This window comes from Frigoribacterium sp. CF331 (genome assembly GCF_057787905.1).
This window is the reverse complement of the sequence record NZ_CM173545.1, coordinates 653378-669581: the sequence shown is the minus strand read 5'-3', so window position 1 is coordinate 669581 and position 16204 is coordinate 653378. Positions and strand designations below refer to the sequence as shown.

The following is a 16204-nucleotide window of genomic DNA, read 5'->3' as shown; positions in this document are numbered from 1 at the left end:
TCGCCGGTCACCACGGCAGGGCGAGCGCCGGCACGACGTCCCCGGCCCGCGCACCGCCCTCGGGCACGACCAGGAGGCCCTCGGCGTCGGCCAGTCCGCGCAGCATCGCCGACGACTGACGCGCGGTGGGCACGGCGCCGTCCTCCGTCACGCGGTACGCCTGCACGAGGACGCCCGGCCGCGGGTGGGCCACGTCGACCGCGAGGGTGACGACGCCGGGAGGCGCGGCTCGCCGACCCAGCAGCCCGTCGACGACCGCGGTCCCCACGACCACGAGCCCCACGTAGGCGGCCATCGGGTTGCCCGGCAGGCACAGGTACAGCGTCCCGCCCCGCCGCGCGACGATCAGGGGCTGGCCCGGGCGCATCGCGAGACCGTCGACGACCAGTTCGGCTCCGAGCCGGTCGAGGGCGGCGCGGACGTGGTCGGTGCGGCCGTGGGCGGTCCCCCCGGTCGTCACGACGAGGCGACGGTCCGGGCGGTCGAGGGCCGCGACCGTCGCGTCGAGCTGGTCGGGCACCCGCGTCGTCGACGTGTGCGCGACGCCGAGGGAGCCGAGGAGGCGCGGCACCGGCACCGAGAACACGTCGCGGACGGTGCCGGGCTCGGGCACGCCCTCGGCCACGACCTCGTCGCCGAGGACTGCCAGCGCGACCGTCGGCCGGACGACGACGGGCACGGCGTCGTGCCCCCCGAGGGCCAGCACGGCGAGGCGGGGCGGGGTGAGGAGCGTGCCCGCGGCGAGCAGGACGTCGCCGTGGTCGATCTCTTCTCCGGCACGACGGACGTGCGACGGGCGCCGCGGGTCGGGGTCCGCCGTCAGGACGCCGTCGGCCACGTGACCGGCCTCCGACCGCAGCACCCGCTCGGTCCCGGTCGGCACGACGGCCCCGGTGGTGACGGGGCGTGCGGTCCCCGGTGGCAACGGTTCGACGCCGTCGCCGACCCGGCCCGCGACGATCGACCGACCGAGGCGCCACGGTCCGTCGCCGGCGACCGCCCAACCGTCCATCGCCGAGACGTCGGAACCGGGCACCCGCGCGAGGCTCACGACCTCGCGGGCCAGGGTGCGTCCCGCCGCCTCGCCGAGAACGACCGTCTCGACGGACCGGGGCAGCGCCCGGGCGACGTCGGCCGCCTCGGTCCGGGCGACGCGCCAGTCGGCCCGCCGGACCGTCACGCCGGGTCGGCCGTGGCGAGCGCGGTGGCGGTCGCGACCGCGCGGTCGAGTTCGGCGCGCGAACCCCCGGCGAGCCCCGCGGCGTAGCCGACGAGGAAGGTCGTCAGCGGGGCGGCGGGCCGGGCGACGCCGTGCGCCGCGTCGCGGGCGAGGTCGAGCACCTCGGGGACGTCGACCACGAAGTCGTCGGGCAGCCCCAGGGCCCGGGCGAGTCGTTCGGCCCAGGCGTCGAGGTCGGCAGGTGTGTCGGTCATGCCAGTCACTCAACCAGTCGGGTGGGACTCGTGCCGGACGACACCCAGGCGGTCGGCGTCGTCCACGGTGTCGACGTCGGCGCAGAGCTCGTCGGGCACCGGCACCTCGAGCAGGTCGAGGCCGTCCAGCAGCCGCCGGAGCGACAGGCCGACGAGGGGCCCCTCGGCCCGCAGCGCTTCGAGTCGGGCCCGCAGGGACCCGGTCCGGTAGACGCCGAGCAGCGGTTGGCGACGCCCGCCCGAGTCGACGGCCAGCAGGCCGTCGCGGCGCTCGCCGTCGCCGTCGTGACGGCCACCGTCCTCGAGCAGCGCCCGGACGGCCTCGGGCGCCCGCGGCAGGTCGCAGGCGAGCACGAGGGTCCACGGGGCCGGTCGCGGGACGACGTCCAGGCCGGCCGCCAGCGCGGTGACGGGCCCGGACCAGGCGGGTCGCTCGCGGGTCAGCAGCGCCCCGGTCGGCGGCACCCGCCCCTCACGCAGGCCGACCACGACGAGGGCGCGGGCGCCGGCCGACGCCTCGACGGCCCGGTCGAGCAGCGTCGCGTCCCCGCTCGTGAACGCCGTCTTGTCGACCCCCTCGACCCGGGAGGCGCGACCCCCCGCCAGCAGGACGGCGTCGAAGGCGAGCGGAGTGTCTCTGCGCATGCCCACAGGCTAGGGCGCGCGAGACCGGACGGACGCAGGAGGCGCGGTGCCGGTCGGACCGGCACCGCGCCTCCTGTGGGCTCTCGCGGGGCGTCAGCCCGCGGCGACCTGCTGGTCGCGCTTCGGCAGCACCCAGCCCGGGCGCACGAAGTGGCAGGTGTAGCCGTAGGGGTCCTTCTCGAGGTAGTCCTGGTGCTCCTCTTCGGCCTGCCAGAAGTCGCCGGCGGGCGAGACCTCGGTGACGACCTTGCCGGGCCAGAGGCCCGACGCGTCGACGTCGGCGATGGTGTCGAGCGCCGTCGCCCGCTGCTCGTCGTTCGTGTAGAAGATCGCCGAGCGGTAGCTGTCGCCGACGTCGTTGCCCTGGCGGTCCTTCGTCGACGGGTCGTGGATCTGGAAGAAGAACTCGAGGATCTCGCGGTACGAGGTCAGGCCCGGGTCGAAGACGATCTCGACGGCCTCGGCGTGGCCTCGGTGGTTGCGGTACGTGGCGTTCGGCACGCTGCCGCCCGAGTAGCCGACGCGCGTCGAGACGATGCCCGGTCGACGGCGCAGCAGCTGCTGGGCGCCCCAGAAGCAGCCTCCGGCGAGGATGGCGGTCTCGGTCGTGCCGCTGGGGGCGGGGGTGGATTCGGGGGAGAAGAGCGTCATGTAGGCACCGTATCCTTCGGTTTCGAGTGAGGCGTGGGGGACGAAGCGGAGGGCCGCCGAGTTGATGCAGTAGCGCAGGCCGCCGGTGGCGGCGGGACCGTCGCCGAACACGTGGCCGAGGTGGCTGTCGCCCGCGGCGGACCGCACCTCGGTGCGCTTGAAGAACAGGCCCTCGCGCTTCTCGACGACGTGATCGGCGTCGATCGGGCGGGTGAAGCTCGGCCAGCCGGTCCGGCTGTCGAACTTGTCGACCGAGGCGAACAGGGGCTCGCCCGAGACGACGTCCACGTAGATGCCGACGTCCTTCGAGTCCCAGAACTCGTTGCGGAACGCCGGTTCGGTGCCGCCGCCCTGGGTGACTCGACGCTGGGTCGAGGTGAGACGGGCGACCGCCTCGGGGTCTTTCCGGTACTGGTTCGACATGATGCCTCCTGTTCGTCGGCGCCGGTGCGATCGGATGGGGTCGGGTGCCCGCGATCGCGTCGATGCCTCTCACGACAACAACCGGGCGGTGCCGGGTGTTCCGAAGGCCTGCGAGGATCGACGCATGAGCCTCATCCGACTGAACGACGTGACCGTCCGCTTCGACGGCACCCCGGTGGTGCGCGAGGCGTTCTTCCGCCTCGACGAGAAGGAGCGCGTGGGGCTGATCGGTCGCAACGGCAGCGGCAAGTCGACCCTGCTCAAGCTGATGCTCGACCAGGTGCGGCCCGACGTGGGCACGGTCACGCTCGAGCAGGGCGTGCGGGTGGGCTACTTCTCGCAGTTCTCCGAGCTCGACGGCACGCAGACGATCGTCGAGGTGCTGACCGGGCTCTTCGCCCACGAGCGGGCGATCGAGGCCGACCTGGCGCAGATCGACGCCGACATCGCGGTCGCGGCCGTGGACCCCGACGGCGGGGACGCCCTCGACCAGCTGATCCACCGGCAGTCCGAGCTGTTCGCCGAGATGGACCGGGTCGACGGCTGGGAGTACCCGCGCCGCATCGACACCGCCCTCAGCGTGCTGGGGTTCGGCGACGCGCACCGCAGCAGCCCGATCGACGACCTCAGCGGCGGCTGGCGCAACCGGGCGGCCCTCGCGAAGATCGTCCTCGAGGACCCCGACGTGCTGCTGCTCGACGAGCCCACGAACTTCCTCGACGTGGCGGGCGTCGAATGGCTCGAGGCGTGGTTCCGCGACTTCCACGGGGCCGCGGTCGTCGTGTCGCACGACCGCAGCTTCCTCGACGCGGTCGTCACGCGCATCGTCGAGGTCGAGAACTTCCACCTGCACGACTACCCGGGCGACTTCGCCGAGTACGTCGTGCAGAAGCAGTTCCGGCTGAAGAGCCTCGAGCAGCAGTTCGTGCACGAGTCCGAACTCCTGGCGTTCGAGGCCGAGGGCATCTCGGACCGCCGCGACGCCGCCAAGGCCGCCAAGCGGCAGGACGGTGGCGACCTGCTCAAGCAGCTCGCCAAGGTCAAGAAGTCGCGGGCCCCGCGCCCTGTCGACCAGATCATCACCGAGATCTACTCGGGCCTGCACGTCAAGGACGTCCTCTGCCGCGTCGACGGCCTCGGCAAGGCGCGCGACGACCGCACGCTCTTCGACGACCTGACCTTCGAGCTGCGCCGCGGTGACCGCCTCGTCGTCACCGGTGCGAACGGCAGCGGCAAGAGCACCCTGCTGCGGGTGCTGACCGGCGAGGAGCGCGCCGACGCGGGGCGGGCGGCCTGGGCCGGCGGCGTCAAGGTGGTCTCGTACGACCAGGTGCTCGCCGAGCTCGACGACGACGACACCGTGACGCACTCGGTCAACGCCCTGCCCGACAGCCTCGCGCTGACCGCGACCCGCAAGTCGGTCGGTCGGTTCCTCGCCATGTTCCAGTTCAGCGAGGCCGACCTCAAGAAGCGCATCGGCTCGCTCTCGGGCGGTCAGCGGGCCCGCGTGGCGATGGCGCAGTGCCTGCTCTCGGGGGCCTCGGTGCTGTTGCTCGACGAGCCGACCAACCACCTCGACGTGCCGAGCGCCCAGGTCATGGAGCGGGCGCTGCAGCACTTCCCCGGCGCCGTCGTCGTGGTCAGCCACGACCGGTTCTTCGCCGACAAGGTCGCCACCCGGCGGCTGGTGTTCGGGGCGGACGCCGAGCGGCCCGAGCGCGTGGCGGTCACCGCCGCTTGAGCCGTCGGTCCGCCCGGCGTCGGACCCCGGTCGTCGGCCCCGGGTCGTCGGCCCCGGGTCGTCGGGCCGCGGTCGTCGCCCCGGATCGTCGGGCCGCGGTCGTCGCCCCGGGTCGTCAGTCCGCGGTCGGCAGGCCTCGGTCGTCAGCCCTCGGTCGTCAACGGTGGGACCACCTCGGCCACGCCCGAGACGACCAGCCCGTCCGCGTCGTGGTCGAGGGCGGAGTACGCCGCGTCGAGGTCGGGCACGATGTGGCCGTAGACCGGCTTGCCGGTCGCGGCGAGGGTGGCCCAGGTCGTGGCGGGCGCCTGCCAGTCGAGGCCCAGCAGGCTCCAGCTCGACGAGGTGCGGCTCAGCAGCCCGGGGTCCTCCGCGAGCTCGCCGGCGTAGTAGTAGCCCCAGGTCTCGCACCCCCGGGCGGTCGCGAGGTCGCCCCACTCGGTCTGCGTGCAGTAGCCCTTGGCGACGAGGGTCTGCGTCAGGTCGGCCGTGCCGAGCTGCGTCCGGGCGATCTCGAACAGCTCGGGGTAGAAGTCGGCGCCGACGTACTTCGGGTCGACGAAGAGCGCGTGGTCGTGGCCGAACTCGAGGACGATCTCGTCGAAGCGGGCGTAGGGCTGGTCCGACTGGTCGGGGTCGCTCGTCCCCGCCGCCGAGATGCGGTAGCGCTGCACCTCGGCCCAGGTGTGCTCGGCGGCGACGAAGCCGGTCGTGCCCGAGGTGCGGTCGAGGGTCTCGTCGTGCAGGCCGAACCAGACGCCGTCCGAGGTGCGGGCGAGCGACATCTCGAGCGCGTCCACCCCTGCCGCGACCGACTGCCGGTACGCGAACAGCGACATCTCGGGCCAGTCGAGCGACCCGCCGCGGTGCGCGACGGTCGCCGTGCCCGCGGCCAGCAGGGCGTCGACGGGCCGAGGAGGCGCGGTCGGCGTGACCCGCGCCTCCTCGGTCACGCGGTCGGCCCGCAGGGCGACGCCCGCACCGAGCGTGCCGAGGACGGCGAGTCCGCCCGCGCCGAGCAGCGCGGTGCGGCGGGACACGCGGGGTCGCGGACGCGGGGCGGAGGGCATGGCTCAATCTTGGGGGTCGCCGGGCCCGGGGCGCGACGCCCGGGGCCCGGTTCACCCGGCGGTCGCCCGCGTCAGTCGGCTTCGTACTCGTCGAGGGCGGGCAAGGGGCGACCGTCGGGGTCCCACATCGCCTGGTCCTCCCACGCGTTGCCCGAGGCCGGGTCGTCGGGGTCCCAGCCGGCACCCTCGACCGCGGTCCACGCGGGCTCCCACGCGACGACGCCGATGCCGCGGCCGCCGGGGGCGGATGCCACCGCGTCCTGGATCGCCCGGAAGTTCGCGGCCTGGCCCTCGGGCGTCGCAGGATAGCCGGCGACCAGCTGCGACGGGGCGACGATCACGTTCTCCCAGGCGTGGTCGGGGTCGTCCTCGAGCGTCCACGGGTACGAGGTCTCGACGATCAGCACGTCGCGGCTCTCGGGGTGGGGTGCAGGAGGCGCGGTGCCGGTCTCGACACCGGCACCGCGCCTCCTGCGATCGCCTCGCGTCGCGGCTCAGCCTCGCGGGCCGCTGACGACGCGCACCGCACCGGCGGGCACGGCGAGACGGCCGTCGACGGGGTCGCCGGTGATCAGTTCGGTGCCCCGCCCGGTGACGACGTCGGCCTCGGCGTCGCCGTGGTTGACGAAGAACGTGAAGTCGACGTCGTCGCCGTGACGGACGACGACCTCGAGCCCCGCGGGGTGCTCGACCGGCACGGCGACCCCGGCGTCGTCGAGCACGGCCCGGACGAGACCGTCCAGGTCGGCGCCGGAGGTGCGGGTGGAGACGTACCAGGCCGACCCGTCGCCTCGCTCGTTGCGGGTGACGGCGGGCCCGCCGGCGGCTGGACCGTCGACGTAGCGCGAGACCGCGTCGGCGCCCTCGAGCACGATGTCGTCCGACCAGCCCGTGCCCGTCGTGCCGTCGTCCAGGGTGACCACCTGGTCGGCGTACAGGGGCAGGAACTCGGGCACCGAGAGGCCGAGCGTCCGTCGCAGGGCACCGGGAGCGCCACCCTCGTGGACGGCGTCGTCCTCGTCGACGACCCCCGAGAAGTACGACGCCACGAAGGTGCCGCCGGCCCGGACGAACGCGTCGATCGCCTCCGACGTCGCCTCGTCGGCGAGGTAGAGCGACGGGGCGACGACGAGGTCGTACCCCGTGAGGTCGTCGTGCGGGTGCCGGAAGTCCACCGTGACGCCGAGCTGCCACAGGGCCGCGTACCAGGCCACGACGCGCTCGCGGTGGTCGAGTTCGACGGAGGGGCGCCACTCGAGGTCGTGCGCCCAGAACGACTCGACGTCCCAGAGGACGGCGACCCGCGCCTCCACCCGGCTGCCGCGGACGGCCGCGAGGCGACCCAGGTCGGCGCCGAAGTCGACGACCTCGCGCCAGGTGCGGGTCGCGACGCCGGCGTGCGGCAGCATCGCCGAGTGGAACTTCTCGGCGCCGTAGCGTGACGCGCGGAACTGGAAGAACAGGATGGCGTCGGCGCCGCGGGCGAGGTGGCTGGCCGCGTTGCGGGCCAGTTCACCGGGCCGCTTGGCGATGTTGCGTGGCTGCCAGTTGACGGCCGAGGTCGAGTGTTCCATCAGCATCCACGGCGCACCGCCGGCGAGCGACCGGGTGAGGTCGGCGTCCATGGCGAGCAGCACGTGGTTGTCGTGGCGTTCGGCCACCAGGTAGTGGTCGTTCGCGACCACGTCGACCTCGCGGGCCCACTTCCAGTAGTCGATCGAGGGGCAGTTGGTCGCCATGAAGTTCGTGGTGACCGGGAGGTGCGGTGCATGGCGCTTGATCGCGTCGCGTTCGGCGGTGAAGCAGGCCAACAGGGCGTCCGAGGTGAACCGGGCGAAGTCCAGGCGCGACGTCTGGTTCACGACCGTGGCCGAGGTGCGTGGCACGTCGATCTCGTCCCACTCGCCGTAGGTCTGGCCCCAGAACCGGGTGCCCCACGCGGCGTTCAGCGCGTCGAGGCTGACGTACTTCTCCTCGAGCCAGGTGCGGAAGGCGAGCACCGAGTGGGGGCCGTAGTCCTCGCTGATCGGGGCGCCGTACTCGTTGTGGACGTGCCAGAGGACGACCGCGGGGTGGTTCGCGTACCGCTCGGCCAGCCGCTCGGTGATGGCCAGCGCGGCCCGACGGTAGTCGGGGCTGCTCGGGCTGACCATGCCGCGCGAGCCGCGGCCCAGCGTGACGCCGTCGCGGGTGACGGGGTGCGAGTCGGGGTAGGCCTTCCAGAACCACGCGGGAGGCACGGTCGTCGGGGTGGCGAGGTCGACGTCGATGCCGGCGTCGTGGAGCAGGCCGAGGACGTCGTCGAGGAAGCCGAAGTCGTACTCGCCCTCACGGGGCTCGAGCAGGGCCCACGAGAAGATGCCGACGCTGACCAGGTTGACGCCCGCCTGCTTCATCAGCGCGATGTCCTCGAGCCAGACCTCGCGCGGCCACTGTTCGGGGTTGTAGTCCCCGCCGTAGCGGAGGTCGGCGCGACCGGGCAGCCAGGTCGTGGTGGCCTGGGGCGTGGGCCGGGCGTCGAGCTCGAGTGACATGCGGTGATCTCCTTTGACTGTGTGCGCTCCCAGTTGTAACACACCGGTATCGACTGCCGAAAGCGTCTATTTCGGTGTTGACAAGCCAAAAGTGCTGTGCATAACTGTAACCGCTCACAGGCACAGCGACGTGGTTCTCCGAGGCCCGCGCTGTCCCCCCACCACAGCTCTTGCTTTCCTCAAGGAGGACGAATGCGCAGCTCATCCCGCCGTCTCGGTGTCGCCACGATCGCGACCGCCGCCCTACTGCTCACCGCCGGATGCTCCGGCGCCGGGGGAGGCTCGGCCGACGACGGCCCCGTCGAGCTCAGCTACTGGGCCTGGGCCCCGAACCTCGACAAGGTCGTCGACCTCTGGAACCAGGACAACCCCGACATCCAGGTCACCGTCAACAAGCAGGACGGCGGAGACCCGGCCATCACCAAGCTGCTCACGGCCATCAAGGCCGGCAGCGGTGCTCCCGACCTGATCCAGGCCGAGTACCAGAAGATCCCGACCCTCGTGTCGTCGGACGCGCTCGCCGACATCTCTGACCTGGGCGCCGCCGACCTTAAGGGCGACTTCTCGGAGGGCACCTGGTCGTCGGTGACCCTCGGCGGCGACGCCGTCTACGCCATCCCGCAGGACTCCGGCCCGATGATGGCCTACTACCGCACCGACATCCTCGACCAGTACGGCCTGAGCGTCCCGACCACGTGGGACGAGTACGCCGACGTGGCCACGAAGCTGCACGCCGCCGACCCGTCGAAGTACCTCGGCACCTTCTCGGCCAACGACGCCGGCTGGTTCGCCGGCCTCACGCAGCAGGCCGGGGCCTCCTGGTGGTCGATCGACGGCGACAGCTGGGGCGTCGACATCGCCGACGGCCCGACGGAGGAGGTCGCCTCGTACTGGGGCGGGCTCGTCGAGAGCGGTGCCATCGACAACAAGCCCATGTACACGCCCGAGTGGAACGCCGGGCTGAACGACGGCAGCCAGGTCGGCTGGATCAGCTCGGTGTGGGCGCCAGGCGTGCTGGGCGGCAACGCCCCCGACACCGCCGGCAAGTGGACCGCGGCCCTCCTGCCGCAGTGGGACGCCTCGAAGCCCGCGGACGGCAACTGGGGCGGCTCGACCACGGCCGTCACGACGCAGTCCGAGCACAAGGAGGCGGCGGTCGAGTTCGCCACCTGGCTGAACACCGACCCGACGGCCGTGGCCGCACTCGCCGACGTCGCAGGCGTCTACCCGGCGGCGACCGACGCCGCCGCGGACGCGCTGACGACCAGCCCCGACTTCTTCAGTCAGCAGGACGACTTCTACGACATCGCCGCGCAGGCGTCCGAGTCGGTGAACCCGTTCACCTACGGCCCCAACGTCAACGTCGCCTTCAGCGCGTACAACGACGAGTTCGCCAAGGCGGCCGACGCGAAGACGCGGACGGCCTTCGAGGACGCGGTCGAGGCCATGCAGGAGATCACCGTCGACGACCTGACCAAGAGCGGCTTCTCGGTCGAGTAGCGACACCGGGCGGGGCAGCCGGGGTCACCCCGGCCGCCCCGCCACCCCTCCGTCACACCCGTCTCGACCCAAGGACACGGCATGGCCGACACCCTCACCCCTCTCAGCCCTCGCACCGACGGCACCGGGCCGACCCGGTCGACGAGCGATCGCGAGGCACCCCGACCCGCGACCCGCCGGGGCAACGGCAGCTTCCGCACCCGAGTGCTGACCCCCTACGCCATGCTGGCCCCCGGCATCGTCCTCTTCGTGCTGTTCATGGCGGCGCCCATCGTCTACACGCTCTTCCTCAGCTTCCAGAAGAAACAGGTCGTCGGTCTCGGGCTCGGCTCGGGCGGCGAGAGCCAGGTGTTCGCCGGCTTCGAGAACTACGTCGGTTCGCTGACCGACCCCGAGTTCGCCGCCAGCGTCGGACGCGTCCTGCTCTACGGCGTCGTGCTCATCCCGTGCATGCTCGGCCTCGCGCTGCTCTTCGCGCTGCTGCTCGACTCGAAGCGCACCCGGGCCACGGCCTTCTCGCGCGTCTCGATCTTCATGCCCTACGCCGTGCCCGCCGTGATCAGCTCGTTGCTCTGGGGGTTCCTGTACCTGCCCGCCGTCAGCCCCTTCTACTACGTGTTCGACCGGCTCGGCTGGGACGTGGACGGGGTGCTCGGCTCGGGCACCGTGCTGTTCGCGATCGCCAACATCGCCCTCTGGGGCGGCGTCGGCTTCAACATGATCGTCATCTACACGTCGCTCAAGGCCGTGCCGACCGACGTCTACGAGGCCGCGCGCCTCGACGGTGCCAGCGAGGTGCAGATCGCCCTGCGCATCAAGATCCCCATGGTGGCACCCGCGCTCGTCATGACCGCCCTGTTCTCGATGGTGGCCACCCTGCAGGTGTTCGCCGAGCCGACGACCCTCCGCCCGCTCACGAACAGCCTGTCGACCAGCTGGTCGCCGCTCATGCTCGTCTATCGCGACGCCTTCACCCGCGACGACATCTACTCCGCGGCGGCGACCTCGGTCGTCATCGCGCTCGCCACCTTCATCGTCAGCTTCTTCTTCCTCCGGGTCGTCCAGAAGCGCGCGTTCGGCCAGGAGGACTGACCATGACCACGATCCACCTCGACGGCTCCCGTGACGCGGCGGCCCCGGTGCCCGACCCGACCCGCGCCTCCTCGGGTGGCCGACGCGCCTCGGACGAGCTGCCGCGCGACCCGAGCACCCCGCGACTGCACGCCGAACGGCCGAGCATCGTCTCGACCGTGCTGCTGTTGATCGGCGCCGTCTACTGTCTGTTCCCGGTGCTCTGGGTCGTCACGGCCTCCACCAAGGACGGCGGCGAGCTCTTCTCGACCTTCACCCTGGCCCCGAGCGGGCACCTGCTCGACAACGTCGTCGCCCTGACGCAGTACCGCGACGGGCTGTTCTGGCGCTGGATGCTCAACACCGCGCTCTACGCCGGCCTCGGCGCGATCGCGTCGACCTTCGTCTCGGCGCTCTCGGGCTACGTGCTCGCGAAGTTCGAGTTCCCGGGCAAGAAGGTCGTCTTCAACGTGCTGCTCATGGGCGTGCTCGTGCCCGGCGTCATCCTGGCGATCCCGCAGTACTTCCTGCTCGCGAACGTCGGCCTGACCAACACCTTCTGGGGCGTGCTGCTGCCGCAGATCATCAGCCCGTACGGCATCTACCTCGCCCGCATCTACGCCGCGGCCGCCGTGCCGACCGACGTCATCGAGGCCGCCCGCACCGAGGGGGCCCGAGAGATGGGCATCTTCGGCCGCATCGCCGTGCCCATGCTGCTGCCCGGGCTCGTGACCATCTTCCTGTTCCAGTTCGTCGCCATCTGGAACAACTTCATGCTGCCGTACATCATGCTCGGCGACGACTCGTTGTTCCCCCTCACGGTCGGCCTCAACGGTCTGCTCAACCAGGGTGCCTCGGCCCCGGCGTTGTACACGCTCGTCATCACCGGGGCGCTGCTGTCGGTCATCCCGCTGATCGCGATCTTCCTGGTGCTGCAACGGTTCTGGAAGGTCGACCTCGCGGCCGGTGCGGTCAAGTAGTGCCGGCTCGACGGTGGGCCGTCCCGGTGGGTCGGATCGCACCGTCGATCCGAGGGCCGCTGCCCCCTAGGCTGGCCGCGTGAGCAGCGCGACCGGCCGTGGCCGACCGACCATCGACGACGTCGCCACGGCGGCCGGCGTCTCGCGAGGCACGGTGTCGCGGGCGCTCAACGGCGGACGGTGGGTCAGCCCGGAGGCCAAGACCGCCGTGGACGCCGCCATCAAGGCGACCGGCTACCGGGTCAACCCGCACGCGCGCAGCCTCGCGACGAACCGCACCGGGTCGGTCGCCTTCCTGCTGACCGAGGACCACCAGCAGCTCTTCGAAGACCCCAACTTCTCGATCCTGCTCCGCGGCACGGCTGCGGCACTCGCCGAACGCGACGTCTCGCTCGTGCTGATCATGGCCGGCTCGGCCGCCGAACAGCAGCGGGCGCTCGCCTACATCGGGGCCGGTCACGTCGACGGCGTCCTCCTCGTCTCCGCGCACAGCGGGGGGCGGTTGTTGACCGACGTGGTCGACTCGGGCGTGCCCGCCATCGCCTGCGGCATCCCCCTCGGGCACGAGAAGAAGATGGGCTGGGTCGCCGCAGACGATCGCGAGGGCGCCCGCGAGATCGTCGCCTACCTCCGCGGCCTCGGCCGCCGACGCATCGCCACGATCGCCGGCCCCGCCGACACCCCCGGTGGCATCACGCGCCTCGAGGGCTACCGGGACGAACTGGGGGACGACGCCGACGACTCCCTCGTCCGGCACGGCGACTACGGGCGCGAGAGCGGGCGCGTCGCCATGGAGGCGCTCCTGGCAGAGCACGCGGACCTCGACGCCGTGTTCGCCGCCAACGACCGCATGGCCGCGGGGGCGATCGACGCCCTGACGGCCGCCGGGCGGCGTGTGCCCGACGACGTGGCGGTCGCCGGGTTCGACGACTCGAGCGTCGCTGCCGAGACGACTCCGGCCCTCACGACCATGCGTCAGCCCTTCGACCGCATCAGCAGCGAGATGGTCCGCCTGCTGCTGCAGGTCATCGACGGCGAGAAGCCCGCGGCCATGACGCTCCCGACCGAGCTGGTGGTGCGCGCGTCCGCGTGACGCGACCCGCGCCTCCTGCGGTTCGCCGCCCCGGCGTCGGACCGGGCCGCGCGCGTAGGGTCGGCCGCATGACCGATCTCGACGGAGCCGTGGTGCTCGTGGCCGGTGCGTCCGGCGGACTGGGGCAGCGTCTCGCCGCCATGCTCGAAGACGAGGGGGCCGTGGTGGTCCGCGCCGCCCGGCGGCCCGAGTCGTTGTCGGGGCCCGGTGCGTACCTCGCCGACCTGCGGGAGCGGTCGGGAGGCGCGGCGCTGGTCCGTTCGGCGCTCAACGAGCACGGCCGGCTCGACGGCGTCGTGGTCGCCGCGGGCGTCGTCGCCTTCGGGGCGGCGAAGGACCTCGACGACGACACGCTCGACGAACTCGTCGAGACGAACGCGCTCGGGCCGATCCGGCTGCTGCGGGCCGCGCACCCCGCGCTCGCCGAGAGCGCCGCCGCCGGTCGCGAACCGTTCGTCGTCACCCTGAGCGGCGTGGTGTCCGAGGCGCCGACCGTCGGCATGGCGGCCTACTCGGCGTCGAAGGCCGCGCTCGCCGCCTTCGTCACGGCGGCCGGCCGGGAGTACCGGCGCGACGGCATCCGGGTGCTCGACGCGCGCCCCGGTCACACCGACACCGGTCTCGCCACCCGGGCGGTGGCGGGCGAGGCCCCGGCGTTCGGCGCGGCGCTCGACCCCGACGCGGTGGCCGAGCGCATCGTGCGGGCGATCGCCGAGGGCGCGAAGGACCTGCCGAGTTCGGCGTTCACCGACTGACGCCGGTGGGGCCGTCGGCCCTAGCTGAACTCGTCGCCGACGAGGCGCAGCAGGTCGGCGAGCTGGGCCTGCTGGGCGGGTGACAGCGAGTGCAGCCGGGCGCTCTCGGCGTCGACCAGGCTGAGCATCGCGGCGTCGACCCGGGCGATGCCGTCGGCGGTCACCCTCACGAGGACGCCGCGACCGTCGCTCGGGTCACCTCGGCGCTCGACCAACCCGCGTTCGACGAGTCGGTCGAGGCGGTTCGTCATGGTGCCGCTGGTGACCATGGTCGCCGTGACGAGGTGCTTCGGGCTGAGCTGGAACGGGTCGCCGGCCCGGCGCAGGGCCGACAGGACGTCGAACTCCCAGTTCTCGAGTTCGGCGTGGGCGAAGGCCTCGCTGCGGATGCGGTCGAGCCGTCGCGACAGGCGCCGCAGTCGCGAGAAGACGTCGAGGGGTGCGAAGTCGATGTCGGGGCGTTCGCGTGCCCAGGCGTCGATGATCAGGTCGACTTCGTCGTTCGTGGCCACGGTGCTGCGTTCCAATCGGTCGGGTCGTACCTGTCATCTTCGTCCACCCGTCGGAGAATCGGCCACACGGGCCCGTGGTCGGCAGCACGGGCGGGTTCGCCCTCGACGGTCCACCGCGACGGTCCGCTCTGCAGGAACCTGCCCGGCTGGCCTCCGGCGCGGTCGCCTCGGCGGTCGCGCTCGGCTACTGGTACGTCACGAGGTCGGGCGTGGGCGAGACGTCGGCCATGGTCTGCTCGGGGCTGAGCATCGGGGCGTCCTCGTCGTAGAAGTTCTTCCAGCCCCAGGCCACCCCCGCCGGTGCCCCGTCGTGCAGGGTGCGCCAGGTGGCCTGCTTGTCGGGCTGCGAGCCCTGGCCGTCGACGTGGACCAGCGTCTCGAGTTCGGGGTGCGACGTGTCGATCGACGACCGATCGCGCAGCATGTCGAGCCGGAACTGGTGCAGCACGAACATCTTCGGCGGCAGGCCCCTCGACGCCACGAGGTCGGCCAGCCAGCTCGAGACGGCGTTCACCTCGCTCGCCTCGACCCCGCCGATCTGCCGCAGGGGCACCTGGTCGGCCTCGAGCCGCCACTCGGGGTCGAGGGCCAGGCCCACGTTCGGCCGCGACAGCAGCGACTCGTAGCGCTTCGCCTGGCTGAGGAAGTCCGCCCGCCCCGGCTGCAGGTCGATCACGACGTACTGGCCGGCCGCGGCGGCCGCGTCGACGTAGGGCAAGATGCTCTCGGGTGAGAGCTCGTTCGAGTAGTCGCCGTCGGCCCCGGCCGCACCGGAGGCCACGGTGGCGATGATCTCGAGCAGCGGGACGACGGGACGGTCGCTCACCGCGTCGTAGCTCGCCGCGACGGCGGCGGCCCGCTGCACGGTGGCGGCGACGTCCTGCTCGCCGAGCACGCCGAGCGCTCCCGTGCCGGGGGCGCCGTAGAGCGCCACGAACCGTCGGTCGGGGAAGAACCGCTGACCACCGCCCGGCAGCTGTGCGCCCGAGCGGGCCGCCGCGACCGACCAGTCGGGGTCGGGGACCGTCGAGAACGAGGCGCCGACCAACAGGGTGGCGGTCGTCGACGAGGCGTGCAGCGCGTCGATCACCTCGCCGGACGCCTGCAGGTCGACGACCCCGTCGGGCAGGGCCTCGACCTCGGCGCCCGCGGCCCGTGCCGTGGCCGTCGCCGCGGCGTCGTCGCCACCGGCCACGACGGCGAGGACGTCGTGGCGTGCGGTGCCCGCCTCGGGGACGTCGACCGAGGAGGCGCTGGTCACGACCTCGACACCCGTCGCGCCGAGCGCCCCCACGTCACCGACGCCCAGCACCGTCTCGACGCCGAGTCGGTCGAGCTCGGCCCCGAGCCCCGTGGACGAGTCGGTCGCGAGTCCCGACGAGGAGGGGACCGGTGACGCCGATCCGCCGGTGGACCCCGCCGCGGGCGCCAGCAGCATCGGCACCCGCAGTCGTCGCGCCTCGTCGGCGGCCACCGCCTGGGCCTCGGGATCGCCGTCCGGGGCGACGACCGCGACGGGGCTCGAGGTGAACAGCGCCCGGCTCGCCTCGACGGCCCTCTCGGGTGCCCCGGCCGCGCCGACGACGGTGACCCGCGCCTCCTGCCCCCGGGTGACGACGGCCGTCCGGTCGTCGACCGCGGTCGACGTGCAGCCGGCGGTCGCCACGAGCACCGCAGCCGCGAACGCGGCGGCGACCGTGAAGCGGACGCGACGAGGTGGGCCCGGGACGAGGCGGGGTCGAACGGGTCGGGTCGGAGCGGGGCCGGGTCGGAGGAGCACCGATCAACGGTAACC

The 16204-nt window shown here is 72.7% G+C and carries 15 protein-coding genes; 6 read left to right on the top strand and 9 right to left on the bottom strand.

Annotation, left to right across the window (positions count from 1 at the left end):
* Positions 1 to 7 precede the first annotated feature (7 nt).
* From AC3CCI_RS03080 to AC3CCI_RS03065, 4 genes are all read right to left on the bottom strand, one after another.
* Entirely contained in the window at positions 8 to 1180 is a 1173-nt protein-coding gene (locus AC3CCI_RS03080) for a molybdopterin molybdotransferase MoeA (RefSeq protein WP_488628064.1), read from the bottom strand.
* Positions 1177 to 1434 carry a DUF6457 domain-containing protein gene (locus tag AC3CCI_RS03075; protein ID WP_056263026.1) on the bottom strand — a complete coding sequence of 86 codons (258 nt, stop codon included), beginning with the start codon at positions 1432 to 1434 and terminating at the stop codon, positions 1177 to 1179. The genes AC3CCI_RS03080 and AC3CCI_RS03075 overlap by 4 nt, the downstream gene beginning before the upstream one ends.
* Positions 1435 to 1443: 9 nt before the next feature.
* Positions 1444 to 2079: a molybdenum cofactor guanylyltransferase gene (gene mobA / locus AC3CCI_RS03070; RefSeq protein WP_354593571.1), complete on the bottom strand. Its 636-nt coding sequence runs from the start codon at positions 2077 to 2079 to the stop codon at positions 1444 to 1446.
* 93 nt (positions 2080 to 2172) lie between these two features.
* Positions 2173 to 3153 (bottom strand): bifunctional methionine sulfoxide reductase B/A protein, encoded by a 981-nt coding sequence (locus AC3CCI_RS03065; protein WP_488628063.1) that lies wholly within the window; start codon positions 3151 to 3153, stop codon positions 2173 to 2175.
* A 124-nt stretch (positions 3154 to 3277) separates the two neighbouring features.
* Between AC3CCI_RS03065 and AC3CCI_RS03060 the strand changes: the two genes are divergently transcribed.
* On the top strand, positions 3278 to 4894 hold the full coding sequence (locus tag AC3CCI_RS03060) for an ABC-F family ATP-binding cassette domain-containing protein (protein ID WP_488628062.1): 1617 nt from the start codon (positions 3278 to 3280) through the stop codon (positions 4892 to 4894).
* Between the two features lie 143 nt (positions 4895 to 5037).
* On the opposite strand, the gene AC3CCI_RS03055 is transcribed toward AC3CCI_RS03060, so the two are convergent.
* From AC3CCI_RS03055 to AC3CCI_RS03045, 3 genes are all read right to left on the bottom strand, one after another.
* A complete protein-coding gene (locus AC3CCI_RS03055) occupies positions 5038 to 5964 on the bottom strand; it encodes a glycerophosphodiester phosphodiesterase (RefSeq protein ID WP_354593568.1) in 927 nt (308 codons plus the stop codon).
* A gap of 71 nt (positions 5965 to 6035) precedes the next feature.
* Positions 6036 to 6371, bottom strand: a complete 336-nt coding sequence (locus AC3CCI_RS03050) for a glycosyl hydrolase 53 family protein (protein ID WP_488628061.1) — start codon at positions 6369 to 6371, stop codon at positions 6036 to 6038.
* 87 nt (positions 6372 to 6458) lie between these two features.
* Positions 6459 to 8498, bottom strand: coding sequence for a beta-galactosidase (locus AC3CCI_RS03045; RefSeq protein WP_354593566.1), 2040 nt, complete (start codon positions 8496 to 8498; stop codon positions 6459 to 6461).
* Between the two features lie 192 nt (positions 8499 to 8690).
* On the opposite strand from AC3CCI_RS03045, the gene AC3CCI_RS03040 reads away from it, so the two are divergent.
* The 5 genes from AC3CCI_RS03040 (at position 8691) to AC3CCI_RS03020 (ending at position 13897) form a co-directional block, all read left to right on the top strand.
* On the top strand, positions 8691 to 9998 hold the full coding sequence (locus AC3CCI_RS03040; RefSeq protein ID WP_488628060.1) for an ABC transporter substrate-binding protein: 1308 nt from the start codon (positions 8691 to 8693) through the stop codon (positions 9996 to 9998).
* Positions 9999 to 10079: 81 nt separating this feature from the next.
* Positions 10080 to 11090, top strand: coding sequence for a carbohydrate ABC transporter permease (locus AC3CCI_RS03035; RefSeq protein WP_488628059.1), 1011 nt, complete (start codon positions 10080 to 10082; stop codon positions 11088 to 11090).
* 2 nt (positions 11091 to 11092) lie between these two features.
* Entirely contained in the window at positions 11093 to 12049 is a 957-nt protein-coding gene (locus AC3CCI_RS03030) for a carbohydrate ABC transporter permease (RefSeq protein WP_488628058.1), read from the top strand.
* 79 nt (positions 12050 to 12128) lie between these two features.
* Positions 12129 to 13142 carry a LacI family DNA-binding transcriptional regulator gene (locus AC3CCI_RS03025; protein ID WP_488628057.1) on the top strand — a complete coding sequence of 338 codons (1014 nt, stop codon included), beginning with the start codon at positions 12129 to 12131 and terminating at the stop codon, positions 13140 to 13142.
* A 68-nt stretch (positions 13143 to 13210) separates the two neighbouring features.
* The gene (locus tag AC3CCI_RS03020; protein ID WP_488628056.1) at positions 13211 to 13897 is read left to right on the top strand and encodes an SDR family NAD(P)-dependent oxidoreductase; all 687 of its coding nucleotides are present in this window, start codon (positions 13211 to 13213) and stop codon (positions 13895 to 13897) included.
* Between the two features lie 20 nt (positions 13898 to 13917).
* Here the strand turns inward: AC3CCI_RS03020 and AC3CCI_RS03015 are convergent, their stop codons facing one another.
* Positions 13918 to 14409: a MarR family winged helix-turn-helix transcriptional regulator gene (locus AC3CCI_RS03015; protein WP_354593561.1), complete on the bottom strand. Its 492-nt coding sequence runs from the start codon at positions 14407 to 14409 to the stop codon at positions 13918 to 13920.
* 184 nt (positions 14410 to 14593) lie between these two features.
* Positions 14594 to 16189, bottom strand: coding sequence for a hypothetical protein (locus tag AC3CCI_RS03010; protein WP_488628055.1), 1596 nt, complete (start codon positions 16187 to 16189; stop codon positions 14594 to 14596).
* Between the last annotated feature and the right edge of the window lie 15 nt (positions 16190 to 16204).

Bases quoted from the DNA above. Each gene is read 5' to 3' on its own strand.
- AC3CCI_RS03075 (WP_056263026.1), bottom strand. From the start codon at position 1,434: ATGACCGACACACCTGCCGACCTCGACGCCTGGGCCGAACGACTCGCC.
- mobA (WP_354593571.1), bottom strand. From the start codon at position 2,079: ATGCGCAGAGACACTCCGCTCGCCTTCGACGCCGTCCTGCTGGCGGGG.
- AC3CCI_RS03065 (WP_488628063.1), bottom strand. From the start codon at position 3,153: ATGTCGAACCAGTACCGGAAAGACCCCGAGGCGGTCGCCCGTCTCACC.
- AC3CCI_RS03060 (WP_488628062.1), top strand. From the start codon at position 3,278: ATGAGCCTCATCCGACTGAACGACGTGACCGTCCGCTTCGACGGCACC.
- AC3CCI_RS03055 (WP_354593568.1), bottom strand. From the start codon at position 5,964: ATGCCCTCCGCCCCGCGTCCGCGACCCCGCGTGTCCCGCCGCACCGCG.
- AC3CCI_RS03045 (WP_354593566.1), bottom strand. From the start codon at position 8,498: ATGTCACTCGAGCTCGACGCCCGGCCCACGCCCCAGGCCACCACGACC.
- AC3CCI_RS03040 (WP_488628060.1), top strand. From the start codon at position 8,691: ATGCGCAGCTCATCCCGCCGTCTCGGTGTCGCCACGATCGCGACCGCC.
- AC3CCI_RS03035 (WP_488628059.1), top strand. From the start codon at position 10,080: ATGGCCGACACCCTCACCCCTCTCAGCCCTCGCACCGACGGCACCGGG.
- AC3CCI_RS03030 (WP_488628058.1), top strand. From the start codon at position 11,093: ATGACCACGATCCACCTCGACGGCTCCCGTGACGCGGCGGCCCCGGTG.
- AC3CCI_RS03020 (WP_488628056.1), top strand. From the start codon at position 13,211: ATGACCGATCTCGACGGAGCCGTGGTGCTCGTGGCCGGTGCGTCCGGC.